Source organism: Streptomyces enissocaesilis (assembly GCF_039533765.1).
Taxonomy (GTDB): domain Bacteria; phylum Actinomycetota; class Actinomycetes; order Streptomycetales; family Streptomycetaceae; genus Streptomyces; species Streptomyces enissocaesilis.
This window is the reverse complement of the sequence record NZ_BAAAUD010000039.1, coordinates 204713-218098: the sequence shown is the minus strand read 5'-3', so window position 1 is coordinate 218098 and position 13386 is coordinate 204713. Positions and strand designations below refer to the sequence as shown.

Genomic DNA, 13386 nt, shown 5'->3' with positions numbered 1-13386 from the left:
GCCCCATACGCTCAGTCGATACAGAACTCGTTGCCCTCGATGTCCAGCATCGGGATGCACGAGTCATTGCCGTCATACAGCGTTCGCACGTGCACCGCGCCGAGCGGGACCAGTCGTGCGCATTCGGCCTCGAGTGCGGCGAGGCGCTCTTTTCCCACCAGCCCGGTGCCGACCCGCACATCAAGATGCACCCGGTTCTTGGCGGCCTTCCCCTCGGGGACGCGCTGGAAGTACAGCCGCGGGCCCACACCTGAGGGATCAATGCAGGCGAACCAGGAATCCCGCTGCTCAGGCGGCTGCGAGCGCCTGTAGTCATCCCAAGTGGCAAACCCCTCTGGGGGCGGCGGGACGACATATCCCAATACCTCGCACCAGAAACGAGCGAGACGCTCAGGTTCTGCGCAGTCGAAGGTGACCTGGAACTTCTTGATCCCTGACATCGGTGCACCGTACCAAGGGGACTTGGGGTTCTGCCGTTCACTTCCTCCGAGGGTCTGCCCGCAACCCCATCAGGCGCCGGGTCCACCGGTGACGGAAAGAAGGCCCCCCGCCGTACCGATCCGAGGCCGAACGCCTCCAGCCTTCTTTCGGGCACGGTCCCCGTAGGTGGTGCCGACGGGCTCTCCGTCCACGAGCCGTCCGGGCGCCACAGGCCGCCGGTCCAGCCGGTCCACCGTTTCCGACCAGAGGAAGCAGCCCTGTGCCCGGTGCTGTCAGGCCTGAACACTCACCCACCCCGCACGCAAACGGCCCCGGACGAGGAGCCCGAGGCCGAACAGAGCGCCTTGCTGGGGAAGAAAACCCAGGTCAGCGGCTTATTGCGCTGTGCCCCCGGCAGGATTCGAACCTGCGACACCCGCTTTAGGAGAGCGGTGCTCTATCCCCTGAGCTACGGAGGCGTGGCCGTGGTGGTGCGTGGCCGAGGGCTAGCGTACCGGGTCGGGGGGCTCGGGTGGGAATGGGTTCTGCGGCGGGGGCGCGTCGGGGTGGTGGCAGGGTCGCGGTGGGGCGGTAGGGGAAAGATGGCCGATGCATGAATCTTGACTGGCGGCGGGAGCGGGCATAGCGTCCAAGTGCTGAGCAAGCGCTTAGAGAGGTTCGTCCGTGCCGAACAATGATCCGTTGCGCGCCGCCGAAGCCGCGCTGACCGCCCCCGGGGCGCCCTTCGAGGTCGTACGGGCGGAGGACGGAAGTCCGCTGTACGCCGACGGGCCCCGGACGCTGCGGGAGTTCGTCGAGGCGACCTGGGCGTACGGGGACCGGCCGTTCCTGGTCGCGGAGAGCGGGACGTACACGTACGGCGAGTTCTTCGCCGCCGCCTGCGCGCTGGCCCGGCGGTTCGTCGAGGAGTACGGGCTCGTGCCGGGGGACCGGGCCGTCATCGCCATGCGCAATCATCCCGAGTGGCAAGTTGCCTTCTGGGCAGCGCAGTTGGCGGGGCTTGTCGCCGTCCCGCTCAACGGCTGGTGGACCGGGGCGGAGTTCGCGTACGCGCTCGACGACTGCGCGCCCGGCGTGCTGCTGGTCGACGGGGAGCGGCTGCCGCAGGTCGAGCCGTGGCTCATCGGGCGGAAGGCGCGGGAGCGGCGGCCCCGGGTGGTCGTGTTCCACGGGGACGCGGGGCAGTTGGGCGGGGGGCGCGGGGCGTACGAGGCGTATGAAGGGATCCGGGGGGCCGATCCGCTCCTCGGGCCGCCCGACGTCGACGTACGGGCCGAGGACGACGCCACCATCATCTACACGTCCGGGACCACCGGGCGGCCCAAGGGCGCCGTCGCCACCCACCTCGCCCAGGCCGGCGCCGCCACGCACCCGCGCTTCCACGCCGCGCTGGCCGCGCTCGCGCGCGGGGAGGTCCCGGGGCAGGGGCCCGCTCCCGTGTCGCTCATGACGTTTCCGTTCTTCCACGTCGCCGCCTTCACCGCCGTGTACGCCGCCATGGCGGCCGGTGGCTCCCTCGTCCTCATGCGCAAGTGGGACGCCGGGCGCGCGCTCGCGCTGATCCGCGAGCACCACGTCACGTACTACGCCGGTGTGCCGACCACCGCCCTCCAGCTGCTGGACGCCGCGGAGGCGGCCGGGGACGGGCTGGAGAGCCTCGCCATGCTCAACACCGGCGGGGCCGCCGCGCCCGCCGGCCTCGTCGGGCGGCTCACGGCCCGGCACGGCGAGCGCATCGAACCCCGCAACGGTTACGGGCTGACCGAGACCAGCGGCGGCGTACTGGCCAACTTCGGCGCGGCGTACCGCGCGGACCCCGGCAGCGTCGGCCGGCCCGCACCGGCCGTCGAGGTGCGGATCGCGGGGCCGGACGGGCAGGCGCTGGCCGAGGGCGAGGTCGGCGAGCTGTGGCTGCGCGGGCAGTCGCTCGTCAGGGGGTACTGGAACGATCCCGACGCGACTTCGCGCGCCTTCACCGACGGCGGGTGGTTCCGGACCGGGGACCTCGCGACCGTGCGGGACGACGGGCGCGTCGGCATCGTGGACCGCATCAAGGACATGGTCATCCGCGGCGGCGAGAACGTGTACTGCGTCGAGGTCGAGAGCGTGCTGCACGACCATCCGGAGGTGCTGGACGCGGCCGTACTCGGCGTTCCGCACCCCGTGCTCGGTGAGGAGGTCGCCGCCGTCGTGCAGCTGCGGGCCGGCGCCGTGGCCGGTGCGGAGGAGCTGCGGGCGCATGTGGGCAGGAGCCTCGCCGCGTTCAAGGTGCCCGCCCACGTGCTCGTGCGGGAGGGGCCGCTGCCCCGCAACGCCACCGGGAAGGTCCTCAAGAGGGAGCTGCGGGGGGAGATGGGGGAGCGGTAGCGGCCCGGGTGGTCGGTAGCGGTTCGGGTGGCAGCGGCGGTCCGGATGGCAGGGCGGGCCGGGCGTCAGCGGCGGGTGACGCGGATCCGGAAATCGCCGTCCGCCGTCCTGTCGGTCACCGAGATCCGGATCCCGTACTGGCGGTCCCTGAAGGTCTGGCCCTCCTCGAACGGCGCGTCCGACAGCTCGGCATGCACATTGGGCCGCCGGGTGCAGCCCCCGCTGTCGCGCTCGCTGTCGGCGACCGTCACCGGGCCGTGGCCCGTGTCGACGTCGGCGTCGACGCGGTAGATCAGTACGCCCGGCTTGCAGACGGCCTCGTCGTTGCCCGCCCGGGTGCGCACCTCCACCGCGTAACCCGTCTTCTCCGTCAGGGGGAGGAAGACGAGCTTCGCCCTGCTGTCCTCGCCTCCGTCCCCGTCCCCGTCCCCGTCCCGGACCCTGGTCCCTTCCCCGTCCCCGTCCCCGTCCCGCGAGGCGAGCGGCGCCAGGAGGTGTTCGGTGGTGCCGGGCGCGGCCGCGCAGCGGATCTGCGTGCTGTCGAGCCAGCCGAGCTTCCACTTGTGCCAGGCCAGCAGGTCGTTGTTGGCCCCCCAGTCCTCGGACATGATGTCCCAGTGCCCGACCGACCCCCCGCCGTCCATGGTGTAGAGGTCCGGCAGCCCGAAGACATGGCCGTTCTCGTGCGGCAGGACCCGGAAGCCGGTCTCGGCGTACGAGCCCGACCCGTCGTCCTGGCGGCTGTAGACGAAGGACGTGTTGGCGAGCGGGACGCCGTCGGCGCGCGGCGCGTCCTCGTTGCCGGAGAAGGTGACGGACAGGACGGTGTCCAGGGCCGAGGGCCCGGCGTTGGGCGTGACCAGGACGTTGACCAGGTCGTACGAGCGGAAGTCCACCCGGTCGTCGGTCGCGGCGACGATGTCCTGGACGAGACGGCGGTAGCCGGGCTCGTACGGTGAGCCGCGGTCTATCCCGTACGCCGCGAAGGGCCTCGGCATCCGTATCCAGTCGGTGAACGGGGTGACGGGCCGGTAGCGCAGGCGCCCGTACGAACTCGTCTCGAACCACTTCGTCGTCTGCGGGAAGAACTCCTCGAACCGGTCGCGCGCCGGGCCCTTCCCCGGCGCGTCCGAGAAGTCGATCATGAGGGTCAGGGCGCGGACGTCACCGGTGGAGCGGGCGAATCCGGGTGGCGTCGGCATCCCCTCCGACATCTGCACGCCCAGGGTGCCCGCGAGCCTGCACGGTTCGAGCGCGGTCTCACCGGCCACGGACACCGCCAGGTCGCCGGAGCCCACCGGGCCCGCCGACGCCCTGGTCCCGGTCGTGAGCGGGGACCCCGCGGAGGTCACGGACGTGAGGGCGAGGCCGGTGAGGACGGTGACGCTCACCAGGTGGCGGGGTCTGCGTATCCGGGGGCGGGTCTGCCGCATAGGGGCGCCTTCGGGGTCCGCGGCAGCCGGCCGTCCCTGACTGCTCTCGTTCGCTCACCCTGTGCCGGGGGCCCGCCGGGCGCTCGCCGGGCGGGCCCCCGGGTAGGCCGATCGTGCGGAATTCCATGCTCCGTTTGTGATCCGGGCCACATGTGGTAGTTCGGGAAATAACCGGGGACGGGCTCCCCGTTTGCACCTGTGTTCGCCGAACCGGGGACCAGGTCCCCGGTTACCGGCTGCCATGCGAGAAGGTACGAGGACGAGAGGGAGCGCCGTGGCCACCGAGACCGACACCGACGTCGACACCGACACCAGCCCCGACACCGGCACCGGCATCCGCGCCGACGCCGCCCGGCCCCGCGCCCAGCGCCCGCGGGCCGACGCCCTGCGCAACCGGGAGCGGATCGTCTCGGCCGCGCGTGAGATGTTCGTCGAGTCCGGCCCCGAGGTGCCGCTCGACGAGATCGCCCGCCGTGCGGGCGTCGGCAACGCGACGCTGTACCGGCACTTCCCGGACCGCACAGAACTGGTCCGCCACGTGGTCGTCTCCGTCATGTCCCGCGCCGCGGACCGGGCCCGGGCGGCGATCGCCGAGGAGGCCGACCCCTTCGACGCGCTGCGCCGCTTCGTCCACGCGGCCGCCGACGAGCGGATCGGCGCACTGTGCCCGATGCTCGCCGACGGCTTCGACAAGGAACACCCGGAACTGCTCGCCGAGCGCGAGCGCCTCGAAGGGGCCGTCGACAGCCTCATGAGGCGCGCGCGGCGGGCCGGGCGGCTCCGTGACGACGTGGCCGTCGGCGATCTGCTGGTCGCCCTCTCCCAGCTCACCCGGCCGTTGCCGGGCAGCGCGTGCATGAACTTCGACCAGTTCGTCCACCGCCACCTGCAACTCTTCCTCGACGGCCTGGAGGCACCGGCGCGTTCCGCCCTCCCCGGCACTCCCGCGACGTGGGAGGGCCTGCGCCGGGAGTCGTGACTCCCGCTCGACCTCCGCTCCCACCCACGTAGTTACGTATTTTTTTCTCCTCTTCGCACCCTTAGGTGGATATCCCCATGCCAAAAACAGCCGACACCCTCCTCCCCGATCCGGGCCGCTGGAAAGCGCTGGTCTTCATCGCCCTCGCCCAGCTGATGGTGGTCCTCGACGCGACGATCGTGAACATCGCGCTGCCGTCGGCCCAGCAGGACCTGGGGATCTCGGACGCGAACCGCCAGTGGGTCATCACGGCGTACGCCCTGGCCTTCGGCGGACTGCTGCTCTTCGGCGGCCGCATAGCCGACCTGTGGGGCCGCAAGCGCACCTTCGTCGTCGGTCTGCTCGGCTTCGCGGCGGCCTCCGCCCTCGGTGGCGCGGCCACCAACGAGGCGCTGATGCTGGGCTCGCGCGCCCTCCAGGGCGCCTTCGGCGCGCTGCTCGCGCCGGCCGCGCTCTCGCTGCTCGCGGTGACGTTCACCGACGTGAAGGAGCGGGCCAAGGCGTTCGGCATCTTCGGCGCCATCGCGGGCGGCGGCGGCGCGGTCGGTCTGATCCTGGGAGGCTTCCTCACCGAGTACCTGAACTGGCGCTGGACGTTCTTCGTCAACATCCCCTTCGCGGTCGTCGCGGCGGCGGGTGCCTACTTCGTGATCCGTGAGCCGGCCGGCGGCCGCAACCGCTCGCCGCTCGACATCCCGGGCGTCGTCCTCTCCACCCTCGGCCTGGTCGCGCTGGTGTACGGCTTCACACGCGCCGAGACCGACGGCTGGGCGTCGGGCGCGACGATCGGCCTCTTCGTCGCCTCCGCCGTGCTGCTCGCCGTCTTCGTGGCCGTCGAGTCGAAGGTCAAGTCGCCGCTGCTGCCGCTGCGCGTCCTGATGGAGCGCAACCGCGGCGGTGTCTACGCGTCGCTGGGTCTCGCCGTCATCGCGATGTTCGGGCTCTTCCTCTTCCTCACCTACTACCTCCAGATCGTGAAGGGCTACTCGCCCGTCATGACCGGCTTCGCCTTCCTGCCGATGATCGCGGGCATGATCACGGGCTCGACCCAGATCGGCGCCCGTCTGATGACCCGGGTCGCGCCCCGCTACCTGATGGGCCCCGGCTTCCTGGTCGCGGCGCTCGGCATGCTGCTGCTGACGCAGCTGGAGATCGGTTCGTCGTACGCGGGACTCATCCTGCCCGCGCAGCTGCTGCTGGGTCTGGGCATGGGTACGGCGTTCATGCCGGCCATGTCGCTGGCGACGCACGGCATCGAGCCGCGCGACGCGGGCGTGGCCTCGGCCATGGTCAACACCTCGCAGCAGGTGGGCGGCGCGATCGGTACGGCGCTGCTGAACACCATCGCGGCCAGCGCCACCACGGCGTACGTCACCACGCACGCCGCCGGGGCCACCGACGCGCGGCTGCTCCAGGCGCAGGCGATGGTGCACGGCTACGCGAGTGCCATCTGGTGGGCGGTCGGCATCCTGGCCGTCTCCGCGGCGATCGCGCTGACGCTGATCAACACCGGCCGTCCGGGTACGACGACGGTCGCGGGGTCGGGCGACGGCGCGGGTGCGGGCGCGGAGGACGAGCTGAAGATCCCGGTCATCGCCCACTGACGTTCGCGTGACCTTCGCGCGCCCTTCGCGCGACACGACGACCCGGACCTGCCCTGGTTCCGCTTCCGCTTCCGCCTCGGGCGCGGCCTCAGCGGAGCCAGGGCAGGTCCGCGCCCGTGCCCGTCGGCTGGAGCCCTTCCGCCATGACCCGCATGATCTCGCCGAGCTGGCGCACCTGCTCGGGGGTGAGCCGGTCGAACATCGCCTGGCGGACGGTGGCGACGTGGCCGGGCGCGGTCTGCTCGAGGACCGCGTACCCCTCGTCCGTCAGTACGGCGTTCTGCCCGCGCCGGTCGGACGGGCACTCCTCCCGGCGCACCCAGCCGTTGCGCTCCAGGCGGGCGACGGCGTGCGAGAGCCGGGAGCGGGTGATCTTCGCGGTCTCGGCCAGCTCGGTCATCCTCAGCCGCCGCTCCGGCGCCTGGGAGAGCTGCACCAGCAGGCCGTAGTAGACGTGCGGCATGCCGGCGTCGCGCTGGAGCTGGCGGTCCAGGTGGTCCTCCAGGAGGGTGGTGGCCTGGAGGTACGCGCGCCAGGTGCGCTGCTCTTCTCCGCTGAGCCAGCGAGGTGCCGTCGTCATGGGCACCACTCTACGACCCACTTCTTGAAACTTAAACTAGTCGGCGCCGGGCTTGCCTCCGCGGACTTGCTTGAAGATTCAAGGAAAGGTTGCGGTCGTGGAGCGTACGCCCGCCCTCTGTCTGGGCCACGGAGCTCCGCCGCCGGCCGACGACCCCGTGTGGCCCGGCCGGCTCGCGGCCTGGTCCGCAGGTCTTCCCCGGCCGCGCGCGATCCTGATGGTCTCCGCCCACGCGGTCGGTGCAGTTCGGCTGACGGGACGTCAGGACCTCGAAGCTCCCATGCTCCAAGTCCCCAAGTCCCCAAGCCTCCAAGCCCTCAGGTCGGCGGCTCGCTGAGTTCGATCGCGCGCAGGGCGGCCGCCAGCGACGGCTCGTCGCCGATGTCGAGCGCGGTGTCGGTGAACTTGATGACGTGCTCGTCGCCGTGCGCCGCCGCCCGCGCGAAGACCTCCTCGGGAACGACGGAGCCCGGTGCGGCGTACGGGACGGGCTCGTCCGGGGCGTACATCGCGGTGACCGCCGCCGACGCCGTCCAGGCGGCGTGCAGGCTCGGGGCCCACAGGGTGCGGGGGAGCGCGGGGAGGGTGCGCAGGACGGCGTTGGGGGCCGTGGCCGCGTGGACCAGCATGGTCTCGTCGCCGTGGCCGTGCGTGGCGTACCGGTGGGTGGCGGCCCGTACCAGCTCGGCCAGGTGCCGCCGCGCCTCGTCCGGCTCCGTGGCGGCGAGCGCCCCCGCCCACACCGGGAGCCGCGTGACGCGGCCGAGGCGGTCGGGGAAGCCCCCCTGCCGTACGTCGACGGGCGGTACGGCGTCCAAAGCCTCGGCGGCGGTGGGGGCGGCGGGCAGCGGGGCGGGCGGCTCCACGGGGCGGTAGCGGGCGGCCCAGTAGCCGAGACCGTGGGCGAGTTCGGTGCGGCGCGGGGCGTTCTCGCCGTCCGTCAGGAGGGTGCGTACCGCGTGGCCCACCCGGATCACCGGATGCGTGGCGCCGCCGTACACGCCCGGCAGCAGCCTGGGCCACCAGCATGGCCAGCACCTCGCGCCACGGCTGCTCCGCTGCCGTGAGGCGGTGGCCGAAGTACGCGATCCAGTCGGCGGCCCGGCGCGGATCGCCCAGCGCCTCCTGCCAGTTGCCGTCGGTCACCGGGGTGTGGCGGGAGGGGAAGTCTTCCAGCCGGGCGGCGTAAAGATCCAGCCAGCGGTGGACGGAGTCGGCCCGGCCGCGCGCGGCGAGGGACTCGACGGCCATGGGGGCGTGATTGGTGAGGCGGCCCAGGCGCTCGGGGCCGTGGGTGTGGAGGCGTTCGAGTGCTTCGTCGAGGGTGCCTGTGGTGTCCATGCGCCGGAGACTAGGCGCGGGACGGACGGGGAGTAACGGGCTGCGGACCTACGCCGGGTCCTAGGCCGTGGGGCCGGGATCGGGGCCGGGGCCTGAACCGGAACCGGTCCCGGCGCCTGAACCGGAACCGGTCCCGGCGCCGAGAGGGCGCTCGTACCAGGCGACGTCCCAGTAACGGCCGAACTTCCGGCCCACCTCCCGGTACGTGCCGACATGGCGGAAGCCGAAGCGGGCGTGGAGCCGGGCGGACGCCTCGTTGGGCTGGGCCACGCCGGCGTACGCGCGGTGGAGGTCCTCGCCCTCCAGTGCCTCGAAGAGCGCCTCGTACAGCAACGTGCCGATGCCGCGGCCACCGGCGTCGGGGGCGCAGTAGACGCTGACTTCGACGGAGGTGCCGTAGGCGGCCTTCGGGCGGAAGGGGCTGCTCGTCGCGTAACCGAGAACACGGCCGGAGGATCCGGAGCGGGCAACCAGCAGACGGTACGGGCCGTCTCCAGGGTGGGAGAGCAGCCACGGGCGGCGCTGCCCGGGTGTGAAGACGGTGGTGTCGAAGGTGATCGCCGTCTCACGGACGTAGTGGTTGTAGATGTCCGTGAGGGCGCTGAGGTCGGCCTCGGTGCCCGCGCTGACCTGCGCCTCCGGGTGTTCGTGCGCCATGCTTCCCCCCCTCGACGGCGGACAGGGTACTGCAAGATCACGAAAATGAACGCACGCCAGGGGAATTCTGTCCGGATTCCAGTCGTTGTTTCCAGTGGAAGCGGGGCACCCGTGTAAGGAGTCCGGCAGCCAACACATCGCGACCTACTCAGCAAGGGAGCACGCATGGCAACCCGTGCCGTCGCCCGTCACCAGACCGCCACCGGCGGATCCGGCGGGGTACGCAGCGTTCGCGCCGTAGGCGGGGAGATCGCCGACCGCGACCTGGTCGGTATGTACCTCGACGAGATCGCACGGACGCCTCTGCTCGACGCCGCCAAGGAAGTCGACCTCTCGCAGACCATCGAGGCAGGTGTGTACGCGCAGCAGATCCTCGACAAGGAGGTGACATCAGCCGTCGCCACGGAGGGGAAGGGCGACGCGGGCGGCGCCTCCCGCGAGGAGCTGGAAGCGCTGGTCGCGCAGGGCGAGCGTGCCAAGGACCTGTTCATCCGTGCCAACCTCCGTCTCGTCGTGGCGGTCGCGCGCCGCTATCCGCGCAGTGGCCTCCCCCTGCTCGATCTGATCCAGGAGGGGAACGCGGGCCTGGTGCGCGCGGTCGAGAAGTTCGACTACACCAAGGGTTTCAAGTTCTCCACGTACGCCACCTGGTGGATCCGGCAGGCCATCACCCGGTCCATCGCGGACCAGTCCCGCACCATCCGGCTCCCCGTCCACCTGGTGGAGGAGCTGGGCCGCATCCGGCGCGTGCAGCGCGAGTTCAACCGTGAGCACGGGCGCGAGCCCGAGCACGCGGAGATCGCGGCCGAGCTGGACGCCAAGCCCCAGCGCGTCAGTGACGTCCTGGACTGGGCGCGCGACCCGGTCTCGCTCAACATGCCCGTCGACGACGCGGGGGAGACGCAGTTCGGCGACCTCCTGGAGGACACGTCGGCGGTCTCGCCCGAGCAGTCGGTGCTCTCGCTGCTGCGCAGCGAGGAGCTGGAGGACCTCATAGGCCGGCTCGACGAGCGGACGGCCTCGATCATCCGTATGCGGTACGGCATCGAGGACGGCCGGGAGCGGACCCTGACCGAGGTCGGCAAGCAGCACGGACTGACGCGTGAGCGGATCCGGCAGATAGAGAAGCACGCTCTGATGGACCTGAAGCGCATGGCTCACGACACCGGTTTCGACGCGGTCGCATAAACGGCTCCGAACGAGGTACGTGTCTTTCAGGGTCGAGCCCCGGCGCACTCCCCCCGGTGCCGGGGCTCCCCGCGTCCACCACCGCTCCACCGCCTTCTACGGCTGCTCCCGCGGGGCGGTCGCGCGGCTGAGCCTGCCGCCGAGCCCGGCCAGGTAGTCGACCAGTTCCCGCGGCTCGGACACCGTGAACTCGCAGTCCACCAGCGCGAGCCGGAGCCCCAGCCACTCCACCGAGTCGGTGGCCGTCACATCGAGCCGGCAGCGGCTGTCGTCGCCCTCGACCGGCTCCGGTGTGCCGAGCGAGCCCGGCAGCCGGGCCGCGACGAACTCCGCGGGCGCGTCGAACGTCGCCACCACCCGGTACCGCGGCTGGAGCCGGTTCATGGAGTGCCGGATGAATTCGGCGGCGTCCCCGCCCGGCAGCCCCCGCGGAGTGAAGCGCGCCCCCGTGGCGAACGGCTCACTGACCCGGTCCACGCGGAACGTGCGCCAGGCGTCCCGGTCCAGGTCGTACGCGACGAGGTACCAGCGCCGCCCCGTGCTCACCAGCCGGTGCGGCTCGACGAGCCGCCTGGACCGCGATCCGTCCCCCGAGTGGTAGGCGAACCGCAGCCGCTCCTGCCCGGTCGCCGCGCCCGCCATCACCGTGAGCGTGCGGGGATCGATGGTCGCCCCGTCGCCGCTGGTCAGCGGGATGGTGGCGGCCTGGAGGGTGGAGACCTGCCGGCGCAGCCTGGACGGCAGCACCTGCTCCAGCTTCGCCAGCGCCCGCACCGACGCCTCCTCGATGCCCTCGACCGCGTGGCCCGCACCGGCCCGCAGCCCCACCGCGATGGCGACGGCCTCCTCGTCGTCGAGCACCAGCGGCGGCATCGCCTTGCCCGCCACGAGCCGGTAGCCGCCGTCCGTGCCCATCGTCGCCTGTACGGGATAGCCGAGCTCGCGCAGCCGGTCGATGTCGCGCCGCACGGTGCGGCGGCTGACGCGCAGGCGTTCGGAGAGTTCGCTGCCGGGCCATTCCCGGGGCGTCTGGAGCAGCGAGAGCAGGTGCAGCAGCCGGGCCGGTGTGTCGGTCGTCATGCCTCCAGGATGCCGTCCCAGTGGGACACGATCCGTCCTACATCCGGCCTAGTCTCACTCGTATGACTTCCACACCCCTGCAGTCCGAGCAGACGGATACGGACGGGACCGGGACGGGCACGCCCGACCGCCGCCGGTGGTTCGCGCTCGCCATCGTGATGACCGCCGCCTTCATGGACCTGGTCGACGTCACGATCGTCAACATCGCGATCCCGAGCATCCAGAAGGACCTGGGCGCCACCTTCGGTGCGATCCAGTGGATCACCGCGGGGTACGCCCTGGCCTTCGCCGCCGGGCTGATCACGGGTGGCAGGCTGGGTGACATCTACGGCCGCAAGCGGCTCTTCCTGATCGGTATCGCCGGCTTCACGCTCGCCTCCGCGCTCTGCGGTTTCGCCGCTGACCCGGAGATGCTCGTCGCTTCCCGCATCCTCCAGGGCGGGATGGCGGCGCTCATGGTGCCGCAGGTCCTGTCGATCGTCCACACCACCTTCCCCGCGCACGAGCGCGGCAAGGTCTTCGGCCTCTTCGGCGCGATCGTCGGCCTCGGCGCCGTGTCGGGCCCGATGCTGGGCGCGCTGCTCACCGAGTGGAACCTGTTCGGCCTGGAGTGGCGGCCGATCTTCCTCATCAACCTGCCCGTCGGCATCGCGGGACTGGTCCTGGGCATCCGCTTCATCAATGAGTCCAAGGCCCCCAAGGCACTGCGCCTCGACCTGGTCGGCGTGGCGCTCGCGACTCTCGCCCTCCTCATGCTGATCTACCCGCTCATCCGCGGCGAGGAGCTGGGCTGGCCGCTGTGGGGCCACCTCGCCATGGCCGGCAGCCTGGCCGTCTTCGCCCTCTTCGGCGCGTACGAGCGCCACAAGACCCGCAAGGACGGCTCGCCCCTGGTCGAACTCTCCCTCCTCAAGATCAAGAGCTTCACCGCCGGCATCGCGGTGCAACTGACCCTCGGCGTGGCACTGGGCATCTTCTTCCTGGTCTGGACGCTCTACATGCAGATGGGGCTCGGCTGGAGCGCGCTTCGCGCCGGCACGACGGGCATCCCGTTCTCCATAGCGGTCTCGCTCGCCGCGGGCCTCTCCGTGCAGAAGCTGGTCCCGCGCTTCGGCCGGAAGGTCCTCCAGGGGGGCGCGCTGACGATGGCGGCCGGACTGCTGCTCTACATCTGGGAGGCCGACCGGTACGGCACGGCCATCCACCCCTGGCAGATGGCGCTGCCGCTGGTCGTGATGGGGCTCGGCATGGGCCTGATCGTGGCGCCGCTGACGGACGCGGTGCTGTCCGAGGTGCCGCGCGAGCACGCCGGTTCGGCCTCCGGGCTGATCAACACGGTGCAGCAGATGGGCAACGCGCTGGGCCTCGGCCTGGTGTCGGTCGTCTTCTTCGGTGCCATGGACGAGCACGTGGCGCCGGCCGCCGTCGGCACGGCCTTCGTCGACGCGTTCCAGAACGCGCTGTGGTGGACGGCCGCGGTGCTGGTGGCCATCTTCTGCCTGATGTTCGCGCTGCCGGCGCGGCCGCGGGCGGGGTCCGAGGCCGCGGCGGCAGCGGCCCCGGAGGCCGCACCGGCGAAGGTGTCGGCGCTCACCCCCTGACCCATGACCGCCGACCGACGGCGCCCGTGTCATCCGACACGGGCGCCGTCTCCGTTTGAGTCCGAACATGTCCGCCTCATGCCCGAATCTGTTTACAACGGTGAATCTCGACCGT

General features: G+C 71.6%; 10 protein-coding genes, 1 tRNA gene and 2 pseudogenes. 6 read left to right on the top strand and 7 right to left on the bottom strand.

Annotated elements, in window-relative coordinates; translation table 11 throughout:
- Positions 1-11: 11 nt before the first annotated feature.
- Complete coding sequence (locus ABD374_RS19395) at positions 12-440, bottom strand: VOC family protein (protein WP_344496812.1); 429 nt, start codon at positions 438-440, stop codon at positions 12-14.
- Positions 441-826: 386 nt separating this feature from the next.
- Positions 827-899: transfer RNA gene (locus ABD374_RS19390), tRNA-Arg, on the bottom strand.
- 205 nt (positions 900-1104) lie between these two features.
- Between ABD374_RS19390 and ABD374_RS19385 the strand changes: the two genes are divergently transcribed.
- Positions 1105-2808: a class I adenylate-forming enzyme family protein gene (locus tag ABD374_RS19385; protein WP_344496811.1), complete on the top strand. Its 1704-nt coding sequence runs from the start codon at positions 1105-1107 to the stop codon at positions 2806-2808.
- A gap of 65 nt (positions 2809-2873) precedes the next feature.
- Here ABD374_RS19385 and ABD374_RS19380 read toward each other — a convergent pair whose 3' ends face one another.
- The gene (locus tag ABD374_RS19380; RefSeq protein ID WP_344496810.1) at positions 2874-4241 is read right to left on the bottom strand and encodes a M6 family metalloprotease domain-containing protein; all 1368 of its coding nucleotides are present in this window, start codon (positions 4239-4241) and stop codon (positions 2874-2876) included.
- 241 nt (positions 4242-4482) lie between these two features.
- Here ABD374_RS19380 and ABD374_RS19375 point away from each other — a divergent pair, with 241 nt between their 5' ends.
- Entirely contained in the window at positions 4483-5220 is a 738-nt protein-coding gene (locus tag ABD374_RS19375; protein WP_425577271.1) for a TetR/AcrR family transcriptional regulator, read from the top strand.
- Between the two features lie 77 nt (positions 5221-5297).
- Positions 5298-6824 (top strand): MFS transporter, encoded by a 1527-nt coding sequence (locus tag ABD374_RS19370; protein WP_344496809.1) that lies wholly within the window; start codon positions 5298-5300, stop codon positions 6822-6824.
- Positions 6825-6912: 88 nt separating this feature from the next.
- On the opposite strand, the gene ABD374_RS19365 is transcribed toward ABD374_RS19370, so the two are convergent.
- The gene (locus ABD374_RS19365) at positions 6913-7404 is read right to left on the bottom strand and encodes a MarR family winged helix-turn-helix transcriptional regulator (RefSeq protein ID WP_344496808.1); all 492 of its coding nucleotides are present in this window, start codon (positions 7402-7404) and stop codon (positions 6913-6915) included.
- Between the two features lie 76 nt (positions 7405-7480).
- Between ABD374_RS19365 and ABD374_RS19360 the strand changes: the two are divergent.
- Positions 7481-7651: pseudogene (locus tag ABD374_RS19360) on the top strand (dioxygenase); the annotation flags it as partial.
- Between the two features lie 70 nt (positions 7652-7721).
- Here ABD374_RS19360 and ABD374_RS19355 read toward each other — a convergent pair.
- Together ABD374_RS19355 and ABD374_RS19350 are read right to left on the bottom strand one after the other, a co-directional pair.
- Positions 7722-8745 (bottom strand): annotated as a pseudogene (locus ABD374_RS19355) (questin oxidase family protein).
- A 60-nt stretch (positions 8746-8805) separates the two neighbouring features.
- Positions 8806-9402, bottom strand: coding sequence for a GNAT family N-acetyltransferase (locus ABD374_RS19350; RefSeq protein WP_344496807.1), 597 nt, complete (start codon positions 9400-9402; stop codon positions 8806-8808).
- Positions 9403-9567: 165 nt separating this feature from the next.
- Here ABD374_RS19350 and ABD374_RS19345 point away from each other — a divergent pair, with 165 nt between their 5' ends.
- Entirely contained in the window at positions 9568-10590 is a 1023-nt protein-coding gene (locus ABD374_RS19345; RefSeq protein ID WP_344496806.1) for a sigma-70 family RNA polymerase sigma factor, read from the top strand.
- 96 nt (positions 10591-10686) lie between these two features.
- On the opposite strand, the gene ABD374_RS19340 is transcribed toward ABD374_RS19345, so the two are convergent.
- Positions 10687-11670 (bottom strand): helix-turn-helix transcriptional regulator, encoded by a 984-nt coding sequence (locus tag ABD374_RS19340; protein ID WP_344496805.1) that lies wholly within the window; start codon positions 11668-11670, stop codon positions 10687-10689.
- A 62-nt stretch (positions 11671-11732) separates the two neighbouring features.
- Here ABD374_RS19340 and ABD374_RS19335 point away from each other — a divergent pair, with 62 nt between their 5' ends.
- Positions 11733-13271, top strand: a complete 1539-nt coding sequence (locus ABD374_RS19335) for an MFS transporter (protein ID WP_425577270.1) — start codon at positions 11733-11735, stop codon at positions 13269-13271.
- Positions 13272-13386: the final 115 nt, after the last annotated feature.